This window comes from Variovorax sp. 278MFTsu5.1, from assembly GCF_048305045.1.
Taxonomy (GTDB): domain Bacteria; phylum Pseudomonadota; class Gammaproteobacteria; order Burkholderiales; family Burkholderiaceae_C; genus Variovorax; species Variovorax guangxiensis.
In genome coordinates this window covers 2,944,188-2,961,035 of the sequence record NZ_CP157622.1, presented here as the reverse complement: position 1 = coordinate 2,961,035, position 16,848 = coordinate 2,944,188, and the positions used below count along the sequence as shown (strand labels likewise).

Here is a 16,848-nt window from a genome sequence, read left to right as displayed (position 1 = left end):
GTTCGTTGATTGGTTGTTGATTGGGGATCAGGCGTAGAGCGGGTTGACCTTGTCGACATTGATGCCGTACTTCTTGATCGCTTCCACCACCTTGGCCACCGGCACGGTGCCATCTTCGCTCAGCGCCTTGAGCGCCGCCACCACGATGTAGTGGCGGTTGACCTCGAAGTGCTCGCGCAGCTTGTTGCGGAAGTCGCTGCGGCCAAAGCCGTCGGTGCCCAGCACCTTGTAGTTGCGGCCCTTCGGCACGAAGGGACGGATCTGCTCGGCATAGGCCTTCATGTAGTCGGTCGATGCCACCACCGGGCCGGTCGTGGCGCCCAGCTGCTCGGCCACGAAGGGAACGCGCGGGGTCTGGTCGGGGTGCAGCAGGTTCCAGCGGTCGGCGTCCTGGCCGTCGCGGGTCAGCTCATTGAAGCTCGGGCAGCTCCACACCGAAGCCGACACGCCCCAGTCCTTCTCGAGCAGCTCCTGCGCGGCAAAGCTCTCGCGCAGGATCGTGCCGCTGCCCAGCAGTTGCACCGTGGGTGCCTTGGCCTTCAGCGCGGGGGCCTGCTTCGACAGGTACATGCCCTTGATGATCTGCTCTTCGGTGCCGGGCTGGAGGCCGGGCATCGCGTAGTTCTCGTTGAGCAGCGTGAGGTAGTAGTAGACGTTGTCCTGCTTCTCGACCATGCGCTTGAGGCCATGGTGCAGGATCACGCCGACTTCATGCGCGAAGGTCGGGTCGTAGCTCACGCAGTTCGGGATGGTGTTGGCCAGGATGTGGCTGTGGCCGTCTTCGTGCTGCAGGCCTTCGCCGTTCAGCGTGGTGCGCCCCGAGGTGCCGCCCAGCAGGAAGCCGCGCGCCTGCATGTCGCCGGCAGCCCATGCCAGGTCGCCGATGCGCTGGAAGCCGAACATCGAGTAGTACACGTAGAACGGCACCATGATGCGGTTGTTCGTGCTGTACGAGGTCGCGGCAGCGATCCAGCTCGACATGCCGCCGGCTTCGTTGATGCCTTCCTGCAGGATCTGGCCGGCCTTGTCTTCCTTGTAGTACATGACCTGGTCCTTGTCGACCGGGGTGTACTGCTGACCGTGCGGGTTGTAGATGCCGACCTGACGGAACAGGCCTTCCATGCCGAAGGTGCGGGCCTCATCCACCAGGATGGGCACGACGCGCGGGCCGAGCGCCTTGTCGCGCAGCAGCTGCGTGAGGAAGCGCACGTAGGCCTGGGTGGTCGAGATCTCGCGGCCTTCGGCCGTGGGTTCGAGCACCGCCTTGAAGGTGTCGAGCGCGGGCACGGTGAAGCTCTCGTCGCTCTTCACGCGGCGGTGCGGCAGGTAGCCGCCCAGGGCCTTGCGGCGCTCATGCAGGTACTTCATTTCCGGCGTGTCGTCGGCCGGCTTGTAGAACGGCAGCTCGGCGATCTGGCTGTCGGGAATCGGGATGTTGAAGCGGTCGCGGAAGGCCTTGATGTCCTCGTCGCCGAGCTTCTTGGTCTGGTGGACCGTGTTCTTGCCCTCGCCGATCTTGCCCATGCCGAAGCCCTTGACGGTCTTCACGAGCAGCACGGTGGGCTGGCCCTTGTGGTTCTGGGCGGCGTGGAAGGCGGCATACACCTTCTGCGAATCGTGGCCGCCGCGCTGCAGGTTCCAGATCTCGTCGTCGGTCATGTGCTCGACCATCTTCAGCGTGCGCGGATCGCGGCCGAAGAAGTTCTTGCGGACGTAGGCGCCGTCGTTGGCCTTGAACGACTGGTAGTCGCCGTCGTTGCACTCCATCATGATCTTGCGCAGCGCGCCGTCGTGGTCCTTCTCGAGCAGGGCGTCCCAGCCCTTGCCCCAGACCAGCTTGACGACGTTCCAGTTGGCGCCGCGGAACTCGCCTTCGAGCTCCTGGATGATCTTGCCGTTGCCGCGCACCGGGCCGTCCAGGCGCTGCAGGTTGCAGTTGATGACGAAGATCAGGTTGTCGAGGTTCTCGCGCGCCGCCAGGCCGATGGCGCCCAGCGATTCGACCTCGTCCATTTCACCGTCGCCGCAGAAGACCCAGACCTTGCGGTTCTCGGTGTTGGCGATGCCACGTGCGTGCAGGTACTTGAGGAAGCGCGCCTGATAGATCGCCATCAGTGGGCCCAGGCCCATCGACACGGTGGGGAACTGCCAGAACTCCGGCATCAGCTTGGGGTGGGGGTAGCTGGAGAGGCCCTTACCGTCGACTTCCTGGCGGAAGTTGAGCAGTTGCTCTTCGGAGAGGCGGCCTTCGAGGTAGGCGCGGGCATAGATGCCGGGAGAAACGTGGCCTTGGATGTAGAGCAGGTCGCCGCCGTGGTTCTCGCTCTCGGCGTGCCAGAAGTGGTTGAAGCCGGCTCCGAACATGCTGGCCAGCGAGGCGAAGGAGCCGATGTGGCCGCCCAGGTCGCCGCCTTCTGCCGGATGGTGGCGGTTGGCCTTGACCACCATGGCCATCGCGTTCCAGCGCATGTAGGCGCGCAGGCGCTGTTCGATCTCGAGGTTACCGGGGCTTCGGGCTTCCTGCGAGGGTTCGATGGTGTTGACGTAGCCGGTGTTGGCCGAGAACGGCATGTCGACCGTGTTCTGGCGGGCATGTTCGAGCAGCTGCTCGAGAAGGAAGTGAGCCCGCTCAGGCCCCTCGCTCTGGATGACGGAAGACAGTGCATCCATCCATTCACGGGTCTCCTGGGCGTCCGCGTCGTTAGCGGCCGAGCCGAACAGGTTCTCGGGATTTGCCGACATGCTTGTGTCTCCTTTTAGGGCTGTGGCAGTAATTTAAGTGCGCTGTACAGCGAACGCGGCGGAGTTTCTCATAGAAACATCGCAATTTCAAATAGTGCTCATTGATTTTTCAATGTGAAATTCAAAAGAAATCAGAGCAGGAACGGATGTCCGCACGGGACATGGCAAGCCGAGGGGGCAAGCCTAGAATCCGCCCCATGCCTCTCTCCTCCCCGCTGGCGGTTGCCCGCAGTGCCGTGAACGCCTCGCCGCTGTCCTGGTGGCGCAGGTGGTGGCGACGCCAGACTCCGGTGCTGCAGGACGCGGTCGCCATGCTCGCGCCGATGGCGGCCGTGCTGCTGTTCCTTGCCGCCATCGTTTCCGCCTTCTGGTACCTGCGCACCGAGGAGGTCGAGCGCGAGCAAGAGTCGGTGCGCCGCGACGTCGAATACGCGCAGCAGCGCATGCGCCTGCGGCTGCTCGAGCGCCAGGAACAGCTGATGCGCATCGCGCGCGACGCCTCCAACCGCGAGATCGACCCGATCGAATTCACCAGCCGCGCCGAGTCGCTGGTGAGCCAGTTCCCAGAGCTGCAGACCATCACCTGGATCGACGACCGCCGCCGCTTCAAGGCCGGCTACGCGGCGCCCAGCGTGCACCCGGCGCAGCAGCACCTGATCGGCGACGTGCTGCGCCCTGGCGACATCGAGAGCAACTATGCGCTGGCCCGCGAACTGCGCCAGCCCGTCTTCTCGCAGCCCGTGGCGGGCGGAGACCCGCCGGCGATGCTGCAGTTGCACATTCCCCTTTTCGACCAGGGCCTGTTCGCCGGCGTGGTGCTGGGCGAGTTCTCGGTCGACGGCCTGCTGCGCTACGGCATGCCCTCCGAGGTGCAGGCGCGCTACGCGGTGTCGCTGCTCGACGCCAAGGGGCATGTGATCGCCGGCAACACCGCCAACCTGAAGGAGAGCGGCACGCGTCTGCTGCCCTGGTCGGAGCGCACCAACGAATATGAAGTGCCGGTGTCGCCCGTCGGCAATGCGCTGGTGCTGCGGGCTCAGGCCTACCGCACTTCGCAGGGCGTGGTCGGCAACGGGCTCTTCTGGCTGGTCTGCGCGCTGAGCGTACTCACCAGCTGGATGCTGATCGGCACCTGGCGCCACACGCGCCGGCGGCTGCAGGCGCAGCAGCGGCTGGTGGCCGAGACCAACTTCCGTCGGGCGATGGAGAACTCCATGCTCACCGGCATGCGCGTGCTCGACCTGCAGGGCCGCATCACCTACGTCAACGCCGCCTTCTGCGCCATGACCGGCTGGAGCGAGGAAGAACTGGTCGGCCAGTCGCCGCCCTTCCCCTACTGGCTCGAATCAGACCGCGAGGTGATGAACGAGCGGCTCGAAGAAGAGCTGCATGGCCGCGCCCTGCCCGGCGGCTTCCAGGTGCGGGTGAAGCGCAAGAACGGCAGCGTGTTCAACGCCCGCCTCTATGTGTCGCCGCTGATCGACGCGCGCGGCCACCAGACCGGCTGGATGACGTCGATGACCGACATCACCGAGCCCACGCGCATCCGCGAGCAGCTCTCGGCCTCCTACGAGCGCTTCACCACCGTGCTGGAAGCGCTCGACGCGGCCGTGTCGGTGGCCCCCATCGGCAGCGAGGAACTGCTCTTTGCCAACAAGCTGTACCGGCTCTGGTTCGGTTCGGACACCGTGGGCCACCTGGGCATGGTCGCGCAGGCCGGCGTGCCGGCGTCGAACGCGCACGACGAGGGCCTGGACGACGTCGACCCGTACGCCGGCCTGCCGATCGACACCCTCACCGCCGCACAGACCGCTAACAACGAGATCTTCGTGCCCCACCTCGGCAAGTGGCTCGAAGTGCGCTCGCGCTACCTGACCTGGGTGGACGGCCGCCTCGCGCAGCTGGTGATCGCCACCGACATCACGCCGCGCCGCGACGCCGAGGAGCAGGCCGCCGCGCAGGCCGACAAGGCCCAGGCCGCCAGCCGCCTCATCACCATGGGCGAGATGGCCTCCAGCGTGGCGCACGAACTCAACCAGCCGCTGACCGCCATCACCAACTACTGCAACGGGATGATGTCGCGCATCAAGGGCCAGTCGATCGACAACGACGCCCTGCTCGCCGCGCTCGAGAAGACGTCGAAGCAGGCCCAGCGCGCGGGCCAGATCATTCAGCGCATCCGCTCCTTCGTGAAACGCAGCGAGCCCAACCGCACGCCGGCCGACGTTGCCACCATGGTGAGCGAGGCTGTCGAGCTCGCCGGCATCGAGCTGCGCCGGCGCAACGTGCGCCTTAACCACTACGTGGCGGCGCGGCTGCCGGTGGTGCGGGTCGACCCGATCCTCATCGAGCAGGTGATGGTCAACCTGCTCAAGAATGCCGCCGAATCCATCGACCTCGCCGACCGCCCGCTGGCGCGCCGCAGCGTGGAACTGCGCGTGCTGCCCAAGGTGATCGAGGGCCACAACGCCATCGAGTTCTCGGTGCAGGACACCGGCAAGGGCCTGGCCCCGGAAGTGATGGACCGGCTCTACGAAGCCTTCTTCTCCACCAAGCCCGAGGGCATGGGCATCGGGCTCAATTTGTGCCGCACCATCGTCGAGTCGCACCGCGGCCGGATGCAGGCGGAGAACATCTACAATGGCCCGGATGTGATCGGATGCCGTTTTTCCTTCTGGATTCCGGTGTTGGACGCTATCAGTTCCGTAGCTAGCGACGAGGCAAAGGTACCTGCATGAGTTTGATTCCGAAGAAGGGCACGGTCTATGTCGTCGACGACGACGAAGCCGTACGCGATTCGCTGCAATGGCTGCTCGAAGGCAAGGACTACAGAGTCCGCTGTTTCGATTCCGCCGAATCCTTTCTCTCCCGATACGACCCGCGTGAAGTCGCCTGTCTGATCGTCGACATCCGCATGGCGGGCATGACCGGCCTTGAACTGCAAGACCGGCTCATCGAGCGACGCTCCCCGCTGCCGATCGTGGTCATCACCGGCCACGGCGACGTGCCGATGGCCGTCGACAGTATGAAGAAGGGCGCGATGGACTTCATCCAGAAGCCCTTCAACGACGAGGAACTCGTCACGCTGGTCGAGCGCATGCTCGAACATGCGCGCGGCGCCTTCACGCAGCACCAGCAGTCGGCCAGCCGCGACGCGCTGCTGTCCAAGCTCACGGGCCGCGAGGCGCAGGTGCTCGAACGCATCGTCGCCGGCCGCCTGAACAAGCAGATCGCCGACGACCTGGGCATCAGCATCAAGACGGTCGAGGCGCATCGCGCCAACATCATGGAAAAGCTCAACGCCAACACCGTGGCCGATCTGCTCAAGATCGCGCTGGGGCAGGCGGCGCCAGCAGCCAAGGCCTAGAAACAGCTATCCGCCCGATAGCGACGAATGAACCCCACGCCTGCGAAAGCGGGCGTTTTTACTTGGAAAATCGAAACCGATGACCGCCCAACTGATCGACGGCAACGCCCTCGCCAAAACCATCCGCGCCGAGGTGTCCGGCCGCACCGCGGCGCTCAAGGCCCGCGGCGTGAACCCTGCCCTTTCCATCATCCTCGTGGGCGAGGACCCGGCCAGCCAGGTCTATACCAAGCACAAGGTCAACGACAGCGCGCAGACCGGCCTCGACGCCACGCTGGAGACCTACCCCGCCGACATGAGCGAGGCCGACTTGCTGGCCCGCATCCGCACGCTCAACGACGACCCGAAGGTGCACGGCATCCTGGTGCAGCTGCCGCTGCCCAAGCACATGGACAGCCAGAAAGTCATCGAGACCATCTCGCCCGCCAAGGACGTCGACGGCTTCCACGTCGCCAGCGCCGGCGCGCTGATGACCGGCGCTCCCGGTTTCTGGCCCTGCACGCCGCACGGCTGCATGAAGATGCTCGAATCGATCGGCTACGACCTGCGCGGCAAGCATGCGGTGGTCATCGGCCGCAGCAACATTGTCGGCAAGCCGATGGCCATGATGCTGCTCGCCAAGAGCGCCACCGTGACCATCTGCCACAGCGCCACCAAGGACCTGGGCGCCATCACACGCCAGGCCGACGTGATCGTCGCCGCGGTGGGCAAGCTCGACCTGCTGACTGCCGACATGGTGAAGCCTGGCGCGGTCGTCATCGACGTGGGTATGAACCGCAAGGCCGACGGCAAGCTCGCCGGCGATGTCGACTTCGACGGCGTGAAGGAAGTGGCCGGCTGGATCACGCCCGTGCCCGGCGGCGTCGGCCCAATGACGCGCGCCATGCTGCTGGTCAACACCCTTGAAGCGGCCGAGCGCGCCGCAACATGAGAACCACCCCGTTGCTTGCTCACTTCGTGTAGCCGCCTCCCCCTCGAGGGGCGCCACCGGCGGAGCCGGTTCCGCGGTGGCCCCCGAAAATGGCCTCGCCACGTTCGAACAGGATCCCCCATATGACCAACCCGCTTCTCGATTTCACCGATCTCCCGCTGTTCGACCGAGTCAAGCCCGAGCACGTCGCTCCTGCCGTCGATGCACTGCTGGCCGATGCCGAGGCCGCGCTGCAGACCGTCACCGCGCCCGACTTTCCCGCTGACTGGAACGCGATCTCCAAGGTGCTCGACGTGGCTTCCGAGCGCTTCAGCCGCGCCTGGGGCGCCGTCGGCCACCTCAACGCCGTGGCCGACACGCCCGAGCTGCGCGCCGCCTACAACGAGGCCATGCCGCGCGTTACCGCCTTCTGGACCCGCCTGGGCTCCGACGAGCGCCTGTACGCCAAGTACAAGGCCATCGACGCCACGACGCTCAATGCCGAGCAGCGCCAGGCCCACAGCAATGCGGTGCGCAACTTCGTGCTGGGCGGTGCCGAGCTGCAGGGCGAGGCCAAGACGCGCTTCGCCGACATCCAGGAACGCCTGGCCGAGCTGAGCCAGAAGTTCAGCGAGAACGCACTCGACGCGACCGACGCCTTCGCCTACTACGCCGCTCTCGGTGAGCTCGAAGGCGTGCCCGAGGATGTGGTGAGCGCCGCGCGCGCGGCCGCCGAGGCCGACGGCAAGGAAGGCTACAAGCTCACGCTGAAGATGCCCTGCTACCTGCCGGTGATGCAGTTCGCCAAAAGCAGCGCGCTGCGCGAGAAGCTCTATCGCGCCTACGTCACGCGAGCCAGCGAGTTCGGCGATACGGCCTTCGACAACACTTCCCTCATCACCGAGATCCTCGCGCTGCGCGAGGAAGAAGCCGGGCTGCTGGGCTACAAGAACTACGGCGAGCTGTCGGTCGTGCCGAAGATGGCCGAGTCGCCCGAGCAGGTCGTGAAGTTCCTGCGCGACCTCGCTGCCAAGGCCAAGCCCTACGGCGAGCGCGACCTTGCCGACTTGCGCGTCTTCGCGGCCGAGCAGCTGAGCATCACCGATCCGCAGCCCTGGGACTGGAGCTACATCGGCGAGAAGCTCAAGGAGGCGCGCTATGCCTTCAGCGAGCAGGAGGTGAAGCAGTACTTCCCGGCGCCGAAGGTCATGGCCGGCCTGTTCAAGATCGTCGAGACGCTGTTCGAGGTGTCGATCCGCCGCGACTCGGCGCCCACCTGGCACCCGAGCGTGGAGTTCTATCGCATCGAGCGCGCCGGCCAGAAGGTCGGCCAGTTCTACCTCGACCCCTCCGCCCGTGCAGCCAAGCGCGGCGGTGCCTGGATGGACGACGTGCGCGCCCGCTGGCTGCGCCCCGACAACGGCGTGCTGCAGACGCCCGTCGCTCAGCTGGTGTGCAACTTCGCCAGCGGTGTCGATGGCAAGCCGCCGCTGCTCACGCATGACGACGTGACCACCCTCTTCCACGAATTCGGCCACGGCCTGCACCACATGCTCACGCAGGTGAACGAGCGCGACGTCTCGGGCATCAGCGGCGTCGAGTGGGATGCGGTCGAGCTGCCGAGCCAGTTCATGGAGAACTTCTGCTGGGAGTGGGACGTGCTCAAGCACATGACGGCCCACGTCGACACCGGCGAGCCGCTGCCGCGCGCCCTCTTCGACAAGATGACGGCCGCGAAGAACTTCCAGAGCGGCCTGCAGACGCTGCGCCAGATCGAGTTCTCGCTGTTCGACATGCTGCTGCACACCGAGTACCGCGCCGCCAACGCCAAGCCCGGCGAAGTGATGGCCCTGCTGGGCCGCGTGCGTGCCGAAGTCGCGGTGATGCCGTCGCCGCCCTTCAGCCGTACACCGAACACGTTCAGCCACATCTTCGCGGGCGGCTATGCGGCCGGCTACTACAGCTACAAGTGGGCCGAGGTGCTGAGCGCCGATGCCTACGCGGCCTTCGAGGAAACCGTGGGCGCCGACGGCGAACCGAACATCGAGACCGGCCGCAAGTACCGCCAGGCCATCCTGGAGGCTGGCGGCAGCCGCAGCGCGATGGACTCGTTCAAGGCGTTCCGCGGCCGCGAGCCCCAGCTTGATGCGCTGCTGCGACACCAGGGCATGGCGCAGGCCCAGCCCGCTTGATGCGGCGCTGAAGCTTGCGATACTCGGGCGATGCATACGATTTACAAAATCTCACCATTGCATCGCCTGACCGGCCTTGCCCTCGTGCTCGTTGCCGCGGGCGCGATGGCGCAACCCATCTACCGCCAGGTCGACAAGAACGGCAAGGTCACCTTCTCCGACCGCGCCCCGAGCGCGAGCACCGAGCCGGCGTCGGCCGGCCAGCAAGGCGCGACGGCCCCTTCCGGCGCCAACGCCGCCGGCCTGCCCTATGAACTGCGCCAGGTGGCGCAGCGCTATCCCGTCACCCTCTACAGCGGGGACGAATGCGGCCCCTGCGGCGCGGCGCGCACCCTGCTCACGACGCGCGGCATTCCTTTCGAGGAGCGCACCGTCAAGAGCAACGCGGACATCGAAGCCCTGCAGCGCCTGAGCAACCAGAATGCGTTGCCGCTGCTGACGATCGGTTCGCAGCAGCTCAAGGGCTTCTCGGACGTGGAATGGTCGCAGTACCTCGACGCGGCCGGCTATCCCAAGAGCAACAGCCTGCCCGCGGGCTATCGCAACGGCCCGGTCCGGCCGCTGGTGGCTCAGCAGGCGACGCCGGCGCCCCGGGGGGCCGAAGCGCCTGCCCCGGCCGCGCAACCCGCACCACCGCCTCCGGCCTCGAGCGAGCCGACGCCGAGCAACCCGGCCGGCATCAAGTTCTAGGCACCCACGGCCTGGGCTTCAACCTCAGGCCGCGAACTCCATCGTCTTCACACCGGCCGCAGTGCCCAGCAGGCACACGTCGGCCTTCTGATGCGCGAAGACGCCGACCGTCACCACGCCCGGCCATTGGCTCACGGTCGACTCGAACGCCAGCGGATCGGTGATGCGCAGCCCCGTCACGTCGACGATGTGCTGGCCGTTGTCGGTCACCAGCGGCAGGCCGTCCTTCTCGCGCACCTGGGCGATGCCGCCCATGGCCGCGAACTGGCGCATCACGCGTTGCGCGGCCATCGGGATCACCTCCACCGGCAGCGGGAACGCGCCCAGCACCTGCACCAGCTTCGACTCATCCGCAATGCAGACGAACTTGCGCGACTGCGCCGCGACGATCTTCTCGCGCGTGAGCGCGGCGCCGCCGCCCTTGACCATGAAACCGCGGTGATCGATCTCGTCGGCGCCGTCGATGTAGACCGACAGTTCCTCAACCTCGTTGCTGTCGAACACCGGAATGCCCAGCGCGCGCAGGCGTTCGGTCGAGGCGACGGAGCTGGAGACGGCGCCCTTGATCTCGTCCTTGATCGTGGCCAGCGCGTCGATGAACTTGTTCACCGTCGATCCGGTACCGACGCCGACGATTTCGCCCTTGACCACGTAGGCCAGCGCGGCACGGCCGACCTGGGCCTTGAGTTCGTCCTGGGAAAGCGGTTTGGAGGGGGTTGGGGAGGCGGGTGCGGTCATCACGGACAATCCTTGGCTCATTGAAGCCCCGAATTATCCGATGCCCCTGCTGATGCCCTCCTCGCTCTACGGCCTGGCCCGCCCCTTCCTGTTCGGCTTCGACCCCGAACACGCCCATGAAATCACGCTGGACGGGCTGGCGCGCACCCAGAACACTCCCCTGGCCTGCGCCTATTCGGCACCGCGCGTCGACGATCCCGTCGAGCTCGCCGGCCTGACCTTTCCCAACCGCGTGGGCCTGGCGGCCGGGCTGGACAAGAACGCCCGCTGCATCGACGCCTTCTCCGCCATGGGCTTCGGCTTCGTCGAGGTCGGTACGGTGACGCCGAAGGCCCAGCCGGGCAACCCCAAGCCGCGCATGTTCCGGCTGCCCCAGCGCGACGCGCTGATCAACCGGCTGGGCTTCAACAACGAGGGGCTGGACGCCTTCCTGGCCAACGTGCAGAAGGCACGCTTCCGCAAGAACGCCAGCAGTGCCAAGTCGCCGATGCTGCTGGGCCTCAACATCGGCAAGAACGCCGCCACGCCCATCGAGCGCGCGGTGGATGACTACCTGGCCTGCCTCGACGGCGTGTACCCGCATGCCGACTACGTGACGATCAACATCTCCAGCCCCAACACCGCCAACCTGCGCTCGCTTCAGAGCGACGAAGCGCTCGATGCCCTGCTTGGCGCAGTGGCCGATCGGCGCGAAACCCTGACCACGCGCCATGGCGGCAAGCGCTCGCCGCTCTTCGTGAAGATCGCGCCCGACCTCGACGAAGCACAGGTATCGGTGATCGCCGCCACGCTCAAGCGCCACGGCATGGACGGCGTGATCGCCACCAACACCACGCTGGCGCGCGATGCGGTAAAGGGCTTGCCTCATGCGGAGGAAGCGGGAGGCCTGTCGGGCGCACCGGTGCGCGAGGCCAGCAACCGCGTGGTCGCGCAGCTGCGTGCGGCGCTGGGCAAGGACTTTCCGATCATCGGCGTGGGGGGCATCCTCAGCGGCGCCGATGCCAAGGCGAAGATCGCCGCAGGCGCGGACGTGGTGCAGATCTACACCGGCCTGATCTATCGCGGCCCGGCGCTGGTCCGCGAAGCGGCCCAGGCGCTGCTGCGCGATCGCGGTAGCAAGGCCTGAGCGCCTTTTCTCTTCAGTCTCTCAGCGCATGCGCCAGAGCACTGGCGCAATGACCGCAGCCCAGCGCAGCAGACGCTTCGGCCGGATCACCACCACGGCAGCCGCCGCGACGACGCCGGTGGCCACCGGGTGCGCACGCGCGATGCGCAGCGCGGCAGCGGCGGCCGACTCGTTGGGCGGAGGGGCATCCGCCTCGGGCGCGGGCTGAGTCTCGCGTCCGCCCTGCATCGTCGCGATGCGCTGGCGCTGGATCTCCATGCGAGCAAGCAGTTCTTCGCGCGTGGCCGGACGGCGGACGCGGCGCGGTGCTTCCTCGTCCTCCCCTGGATCCTTGCCGAGGCCGAAACGCTCCTGGGCCCAGGCCCAGTCACGCTCGAACTCCCGGCGAGCAGGCACGAAACTGTTGGACGCATTGCGCAGGGTCAGCAGCAGCCCGATGACGGCCGCCAGCCAGAGCGCGATCCATACGCCAGCCACCGACCATGCGGCGGTGACGCGGTGAGGCGTGTCCCAGAAGTTCACCACCACCGCCACGGACAGCAGAGCCACCGTGACCGTGGTCAGCCCCAGCACGGCCAGGCCGAGGACGAGCATCAGCTTTAGCCGCTGCTTCTCGTCTTCCCAGGCCATGCGCAGCAGTTGCACCCGGTCCTCGGCCGCTAGGGCGCCCTCGGCCGCGGCGATGCGCAGCCGGCGGATGCGGGCGTTCAGTCCGAACAGGGAGAGCAGCCTCATCGGCTGGCCCCTGTCATGCCCGGGTGAACGGGAACGCCGCTGCTGCCGTGCACTACCGGGTCAGCGGCGGCCAAGCAGCAGGCCCACCAGCACGCCGACGGCCAATGCGGCGCCGGCGATCTGCCATGGTTCGTCGTGGGCGTAGGCGTTGGCGGAGCTGGCCGCTTCGCGGGCCTTCTTGGCGGCGAGCTTGCTCTTCTCCGCCGCGAGTTCGCGTGCGATGGCCAGCTTGGTGTCGATGCGCTGGCGCAGCGCCTTGATGTGGGGAACCGAATCCAGGTCCTTGCTCGCCAGCACGCCGCGCACGTCGCTTGCAATGTCTTCGGCTGCCGCTTCAAGATTTTGGGATGCACTCATTGGAAACTTTCCTCCGTGATGACACCGGCACCGCGCCGGCGGCTTCGCGCCAGCAAGTGGCGTGCTGTCATGTTACAGGCTCGAAAGGCCCTCAGGCGCTACAGATGTGCAGACTTTGTCGCACGATGGGTATCGGCTGACGCCTGCCCCCTCCGCAGTCATGCCTCGGCCAGCAGCCGGGCGACGTACTGCCCGATGGCCAGGCTGCTCGTGAGGCCGGGCGACTCGATGCCGAACAGGTTCACCAGCCCCGGCACGCCGTGCGATGCGGGCCCGTCGATCATGAAGTCGGCGGCCGGCTCGCCGGGCCCCGAAATCTTGGGCCGCATGCCCGCATAGCCCGGAATCAGCGCGCCATCCGGCAGCGCGGGCCAGTACTTGCGGACTTCGGAGTAGAAACCCTCGCCGCGCGAGGGATCCACCACCAGTTCGCCGGGCGATGAAACCCATTGCACGTCCGGCCCGAACTTGGCCTGGCCGCCCAGGTCGATCGTGAGATGCACGCCCAGCCCGCCCGGCTCGGGCACGGGATAGACGAGCCGGCCGAACGGCGCACGTCCCGAAAGGGTGAAGTAGTTGCCCTTGGCGAAGTACTCCTTCGGCACCGACGGCGGCGGCAGGCCATCGAAGCGCCGGGCCAATGCCGGGGCCCCGAGGCCCGCCGCATTGACCACGCTGCGGCAGCGCAGCACGGTGCCGTCTTCGGCCGCCAGCACGATGGCGCCATCACCGCACTCCGCGCGCGTGATCGGCGACTTCAGCGCCAGCATCCCGCCGGCGTTCTCCAGATCGCCCAGCAAGCTCAGCATGAGGGCATGACTGTCGACGATGCCGGTGCTGGGCGAATGCAGCGCAGCCACGCAGTGCAGCTGCGGCTCCATCGCAATGGCCTGCTGTGCCGTGAGCAGGACAAGGTCATCGACGCCGTTCGCCGCCGCCTTCTGCTGGATGGCTTCGAGCTGGCCGGCCTGCTCGGGCGAGGTGGCGACGATCAGCTTGCCGCAGCGCTGGTGTGGCACGCCGCGCTCGGCAGCGTAGGCGTAAAGCAACTGCTTGCCCTCGACGCACAGCTTCGCCTTGAGCGAGCCCTGCGGGTAGTAGATGCCGGCATGAATGACTTCGCTGTTGCGCGAACTCGTTCCTGTGCCGATGGCTCCTTCGGATTCGAGCACCAGCACCTCCCGGCCCGCGAGCGCCAAGGCGCGTGCCACTGCCAAGCCCACCACACCACCGCCGATGACGGCGCAATCAATTTCGTCCATCGCGCGAGCTTAGCGCGGCTTGCGCGGGAGCTTCGCTATCTCAGTGCGCGGACGGGGGCGGCTCGGGATCGGTGGGCTCGTCGGGCGGCGTCTCGGGTCCTTCGTCAGGCTCGACGGGCAGGTCGGGCGCGACGGGCGGTGGAATGTCGGGATGAGTGGCCATGGCTGCGCTCCTTTCCAACTGGTTCTAGGTCATCGGTGCGAGAAATTCGACAGCTGCGGGCTGCATTTGCCGTCGGTGAGGGCCGACAACGGGCGACACGAGCTTCGTGACACGGTAATGACGACTGTTGCAGGATCGTCGCCCGGAGGTCGCGTTACTACTTCCTGCGACTTGGGCATCGACGGTGGATGTGTTGTACTGGCCCGTGCTGCCGGAGCACGGCAGGCAACCGTCATCGCGTCACTTTCTTCAGGGAGAGAAATGTCCACCATCGATGCAAACGGGATGCTGATCGACCCCAAGGTGATCCTGCGACGATCACCGGGAATCGAACACGGCACCCTTCCCAGCGTGCTCGCCATCGTCGTCCACCAGACCGACTCGGGCACCGCCGAATCCAGTCTCAACGGCTACCAGGTGGGCGGCAACGGCGCCCACTTCCTCATCGACAAGAACGGCCAGATCTACCAGACGGCAAGCGTTCTCGCGCGCTGCTATCACGTCGGCAAGCTGATCAAGTCGAAGTGCCTGACCATCAACAAGAGCAGCTGCGACACGGGCGCAATGGCGAAGATGCTGGCGATGTCGTGGGTCAACCAGATCAACGCCATCGACGCGCACGAGCGCGCGAAGCCGTATCCGGACCGCTATCCGGTGAACAGCGACTCGATCGGCATCGAGCTGGTCGGCATGCACATCGACGACAAGAACTACGAGGCTGTGACCGCTGCGCAGAACAGCTCGCTGCAGTGGCTCATCGAGGTGCTGTATGCGCAGTTCAATCTCAAGCCGGAAGATGTCTACCGGCATCCGACGGTGTCGTACAAGAACCCTGGCGAAGCGAGTTCGGCGATATGGAAGTGAGACTCCGCGCGGTGGGTCTCGCAATCGGGGCCGTGCTGCTTTCCTCTTGCGCGTCGACTCGCGACACCGCTTTCAGCAACATCTACGTTGCGGACTTCCACTCCGACTCGCCGGCCACCTGCCGCAGCTCCGACGTGCCACGCAGCCATGGACAGGCGCGCGAGTTCTTCTCGAAGGCACGCGAGGTCGACTACAAGACGCTGCACGACAACTACGAAGTGGCGCCCTGCTACGCCGAAGGCACGCTTGTGAGGCAGGGCAAATCGTGCGACTGGCAGATCCGCGCCGGTGCGACGGGTTCGGTGCAGTGCGCAGAGCAGAAGCTGTACTTCGCGTGCGACAACTGCGGCGACCTCTTCGGCGCCACGAAGTAGTCAACGGATAGAGAAGCAGAGAGAGGCGAACCGAAGCCCCTCTCGGCGCACAAAACAAAAAAGCGACCTGGAAATCCAAGTCGCTTTTTGATTGGTGGGCGGTGGAGGCTTCGAACCTCCGACCCCAGCAGTGTGAATGCTGTGCTCTACCCCTGAGCTAACCGCCCTCGGCACCGCTGCTTTTTGCCTCGGTGCCTAGAAAACGTATCGCGTTCTGCGAAGCCTCGGATTATGCCATAGCTTTTCAGCTGCTTTCAAGAAACTCAGACGTTTTCTCGAAACAGCGTCCGGCCGCCACTCGATTTATCGAGCTGGACCAGCACGGCCTCGTGTGCGGTGAGCTCATGCTCGGCCGCCATGATCACCGGCAACTCGAACTGGCTCAGGTCGACGGCCACCACGGTGGTGCCCTGCACCGGCTCCGCGGCTGCCACGTCGATGAGCAGCGCGTCCTGCCCGCGCGTGAGGTTGATGTAGACGTCTGCCAGCAGTTGCGCGTCGAGCTTGGCGCCGTGGAAGGTACGGTTCGAACGGTCGACGCCAAAACGGTCGCACAGCGCGTCGAGCGAGTTGCGCTTGCCCGGATACACCTGCTTGGCCATGGCCAGCGTGTCGGTCACTTCGCCGACGAAGGTGCGCAGCGGCGGCAGGCCCGCGCGCTCGAACTCCTTGTTGAGGAAGCCGACGTCGAAGGCCGCGTTGTGAATGATGATCTCGGCGTCGCGCAGGTACTCGACGATGTCGTTGGCCAGCGTGCCGAACTTGGGCTTGTCGCGCAGGAAGTCGGTCGTCAGGCCGTGGACCTTGAGCGCGTCCTCATGGCTCTCGCGCTCGGGGTTGAAGTAGATGTGCAGGTCGTTGCCGGTGAGCTTGCGGTTGAACAGCTCCACGCAGCCGAGCTCGATGATGCGGTCGCCGTTCTCGGCCGAGAGACCGGTGGTTTCGGTGTCGAGGACGATCTGGCGGGTCATGCGCACTCCCTGCTCATCAGTGGTTTTCCTTGGCGTGGTTGATCGAGTACTTTGGAATCTCGATCGTCACATTCTCCTGCGCCAGGATCGCCTGGCAACTCAGGCGCGACTGCGGCTCCAGGCCCCAGGCGCGGTCGAGCAGGTCTTCCTCGCCCTCTTCCGCCTCGTTCAGCGAGTTGAAGCCTTCGCGCACGATCACGTGGCAGGTGGTGCAGGCGCAGCTCATCTCGCAGGCGTGCTCGATGTCGATGTGGTTGTCGAGCAGCGCCTCGCAGATCGAGGTGCCGGCGGGCGCGGTGATTTCTGCGCCTTCGGGGCAGTACTCGGGATGCGGGTAGATCTTGATCGTGGGCATGC

Annotated in this window: 16 protein-coding genes and 1 tRNA gene; 8 read left to right on the top strand and 9 right to left on the bottom strand. The window is 66.1% G+C overall.

The features are described 5' to 3' along the window. Positions 1-27: 27 nt before the first annotated feature. A complete protein-coding gene (gene aceE, locus ABL844_RS13735) occupies positions 28-2,742 on the bottom strand; it encodes a pyruvate dehydrogenase (acetyl-transferring), homodimeric type (RefSeq protein ID WP_418131633.1) in 2,715 nt (904 codons plus the stop codon). Between the two features lie 197 nt (positions 2,743-2,939). Between aceE and ABL844_RS13730 the strand changes: the two genes are divergently transcribed. From ABL844_RS13730 to ABL844_RS13710, 5 genes are all read left to right on the top strand, one after another. After that, the gene (locus ABL844_RS13730) at positions 2,940-5,480 is read left to right on the top strand and encodes a PAS domain S-box protein (RefSeq protein ID WP_126018766.1); all 2,541 of its coding nucleotides are present in this window, start codon (positions 2,940-2,942) and stop codon (positions 5,478-5,480) included. After that, positions 5,477-6,109 (top strand): response regulator transcription factor, encoded by a 633-nt coding sequence (locus ABL844_RS13725; protein WP_012747279.1) that lies wholly within the window; start codon positions 5,477-5,479, stop codon positions 6,107-6,109. The genes ABL844_RS13730 and ABL844_RS13725 overlap by 4 nt, the downstream gene beginning before the upstream one ends. Before the next feature lie 79 nt (positions 6,110-6,188). Next, entirely contained in the window at positions 6,189-7,040 is an 852-nt protein-coding gene (gene folD / locus ABL844_RS13720; protein ID WP_184638615.1) for a bifunctional methylenetetrahydrofolate dehydrogenase/methenyltetrahydrofolate cyclohydrolase FolD, read from the top strand. 122 nt (positions 7,041-7,162) lie between these two features. Further along, the gene (locus ABL844_RS13715; protein WP_418131632.1) at positions 7,163-9,211 is read left to right on the top strand and encodes a M3 family metallopeptidase; all 2,049 of its coding nucleotides are present in this window, start codon (positions 7,163-7,165) and stop codon (positions 9,209-9,211) included. Positions 9,212-9,241: 30 nt separating this feature from the next. Beyond that, positions 9,242-9,901 carry a glutaredoxin family protein gene (locus ABL844_RS13710; RefSeq protein WP_184638619.1) on the top strand — a complete coding sequence of 220 codons (660 nt, stop codon included), beginning with the start codon at positions 9,242-9,244 and terminating at the stop codon, positions 9,899-9,901. Between the two features lie 24 nt (positions 9,902-9,925). On the opposite strand, the gene rpiA is transcribed toward ABL844_RS13710, so the two are convergent. Further along, the gene (rpiA, locus tag ABL844_RS13705) at positions 9,926-10,639 is read right to left on the bottom strand and encodes a ribose-5-phosphate isomerase RpiA (protein WP_418131631.1); all 714 of its coding nucleotides are present in this window, start codon (positions 10,637-10,639) and stop codon (positions 9,926-9,928) included. Positions 10,640-10,679: 40 nt separating this feature from the next. Here rpiA and ABL844_RS13700 point away from each other — a divergent pair, with 40 nt between their 5' ends. Then, positions 10,680-11,765 (top strand): quinone-dependent dihydroorotate dehydrogenase, encoded by a 1,086-nt coding sequence (locus tag ABL844_RS13700; RefSeq protein WP_184638623.1) that lies wholly within the window; start codon positions 10,680-10,682, stop codon positions 11,763-11,765. A 21-nt stretch (positions 11,766-11,786) separates the two neighbouring features. On the opposite strand, the gene ABL844_RS13695 is transcribed toward ABL844_RS13700, so the two are convergent. From ABL844_RS13695 to ABL844_RS13680, 4 genes are all read right to left on the bottom strand, one after another. Continuing rightward, complete coding sequence (locus tag ABL844_RS13695; protein WP_184638625.1) at positions 11,787-12,500, bottom strand: phage holin family protein; 714 nt, start codon at positions 12,498-12,500, stop codon at positions 11,787-11,789. 60 nt (positions 12,501-12,560) lie between these two features. After that, positions 12,561-12,857, bottom strand: coding sequence for a glycine zipper domain-containing protein (locus tag ABL844_RS13690; RefSeq protein ID WP_125949733.1), 297 nt, complete (start codon positions 12,855-12,857; stop codon positions 12,561-12,563). 158 nt (positions 12,858-13,015) lie between these two features. Further along, positions 13,016-14,119 carry an NAD(P)/FAD-dependent oxidoreductase gene (locus ABL844_RS13685; protein WP_418131630.1) on the bottom strand — a complete coding sequence of 368 codons (1,104 nt, stop codon included), beginning with the start codon at positions 14,117-14,119 and terminating at the stop codon, positions 13,016-13,018. 40 nt (positions 14,120-14,159) lie between these two features. Then, complete coding sequence (locus ABL844_RS13680; protein WP_126018747.1) at positions 14,160-14,282, bottom strand: stereocilin; 123 nt, start codon at positions 14,280-14,282, stop codon at positions 14,160-14,162. Between the two features lie 261 nt (positions 14,283-14,543). Here ABL844_RS13680 and ABL844_RS13675 point away from each other — a divergent pair, with 261 nt between their 5' ends. Both ABL844_RS13675 and ABL844_RS13670 read left to right on the top strand, forming a co-directional pair. After that, a complete protein-coding gene (locus tag ABL844_RS13675) occupies positions 14,544-15,146 on the top strand; it encodes an N-acetylmuramoyl-L-alanine amidase (RefSeq protein ID WP_418131629.1) in 603 nt (200 codons plus the stop codon). Then, on the top strand, positions 15,137-15,520 hold the full coding sequence (locus ABL844_RS13670) for a hypothetical protein (RefSeq protein WP_418131628.1): 384 nt from the start codon (positions 15,137-15,139) through the stop codon (positions 15,518-15,520). Before ABL844_RS13675 ends, ABL844_RS13670 begins: the two co-directional genes overlap by 10 nt. A 92-nt stretch (positions 15,521-15,612) precedes the next feature. Here ABL844_RS13670 and ABL844_RS13665 read toward each other — a convergent pair. The 3 genes from ABL844_RS13665 to fdx form a co-directional block, all read right to left on the bottom strand. Next, positions 15,613-15,687 (bottom strand) — tRNA-Val (locus tag ABL844_RS13665). Positions 15,688-15,783: 96 nt separating this feature from the next. Next, positions 15,784-16,491 (bottom strand): DNA polymerase III subunit epsilon, encoded by a 708-nt coding sequence (dnaQ, locus tag ABL844_RS13660; RefSeq protein WP_418120131.1) that lies wholly within the window; start codon positions 16,489-16,491, stop codon positions 15,784-15,786. 16 nt (positions 16,492-16,507) lie between these two features. Continuing rightward, a complete protein-coding gene (gene fdx / locus ABL844_RS13655) occupies positions 16,508-16,846 on the bottom strand; it encodes an ISC system 2Fe-2S type ferredoxin (protein WP_019653159.1) in 339 nt (112 codons plus the stop codon). Between the last annotated feature and the right edge of the window lie 2 nt (positions 16,847-16,848).

What these genes read in the sequence shown, in the direction of transcription:
- ABL844_RS13730 (WP_126018766.1), top strand. Translation starts at nt 2,940, where the DNA reads ATGCCTCTCTCCTCCCCGCTGGCGGTTGCCCGCAGTGCCGTGAACGCC.
- ABL844_RS13670 (WP_418131628.1), top strand. Translation starts at nt 15,137, where the DNA reads ATGGAAGTGAGACTCCGCGCGGTGGGTCTCGCAATCGGGGCCGTGCTG.
- ABL844_RS13680 (WP_126018747.1), bottom strand. Translation starts at nt 14,282, where the DNA reads ATGGCCACTCATCCCGACATTCCACCGCCCGTCGCGCCCGACCTGCCC.
- ABL844_RS13715 (WP_418131632.1), top strand. Translation starts at nt 7,163, where the DNA reads ATGACCAACCCGCTTCTCGATTTCACCGATCTCCCGCTGTTCGACCGA.
- ABL844_RS13685 (WP_418131630.1), bottom strand. Translation starts at nt 14,119, where the DNA reads ATGGACGAAATTGATTGCGCCGTCATCGGCGGTGGTGTGGTGGGCTTG.
- aceE (WP_418131633.1), bottom strand. Translation starts at nt 2,742, where the DNA reads ATGTCGGCAAATCCCGAGAACCTGTTCGGCTCGGCCGCTAACGACGCG.
- ABL844_RS13725 (WP_012747279.1), top strand. Translation starts at nt 5,477, where the DNA reads ATGAGTTTGATTCCGAAGAAGGGCACGGTCTATGTCGTCGACGACGAC.
- ABL844_RS13675 (WP_418131629.1), top strand. Translation starts at nt 14,544, where the DNA reads ATGTCCACCATCGATGCAAACGGGATGCTGATCGACCCCAAGGTGATC.
- ABL844_RS13690 (WP_125949733.1), bottom strand. Translation starts at nt 12,857, where the DNA reads ATGAGTGCATCCCAAAATCTTGAAGCGGCAGCCGAAGACATTGCAAGC.
- ABL844_RS13695 (WP_184638625.1), bottom strand. Translation starts at nt 12,500, where the DNA reads ATGAGGCTGCTCTCCCTGTTCGGACTGAACGCCCGCATCCGCCGGCTG.
- fdx (WP_019653159.1), bottom strand. Translation starts at nt 16,846, where the DNA reads ATGCCCACGATCAAGATCTACCCGCATCCCGAGTACTGCCCCGAAGGC.
- ABL844_RS13700 (WP_184638623.1), top strand. Translation starts at nt 10,680, where the DNA reads ATGCCCCTGCTGATGCCCTCCTCGCTCTACGGCCTGGCCCGCCCCTTC.
- rpiA (WP_418131631.1), bottom strand. Translation starts at nt 10,639, where the DNA reads ATGACCGCACCCGCCTCCCCAACCCCCTCCAAACCGCTTTCCCAGGAC.
- dnaQ (WP_418120131.1), bottom strand. Translation starts at nt 16,491, where the DNA reads ATGACCCGCCAGATCGTCCTCGACACCGAAACCACCGGTCTCTCGGCC.
- ABL844_RS13710 (WP_184638619.1), top strand. Translation starts at nt 9,242, where the DNA reads ATGCATACGATTTACAAAATCTCACCATTGCATCGCCTGACCGGCCTT.
- folD (WP_184638615.1), top strand. Translation starts at nt 6,189, where the DNA reads ATGACCGCCCAACTGATCGACGGCAACGCCCTCGCCAAAACCATCCGC.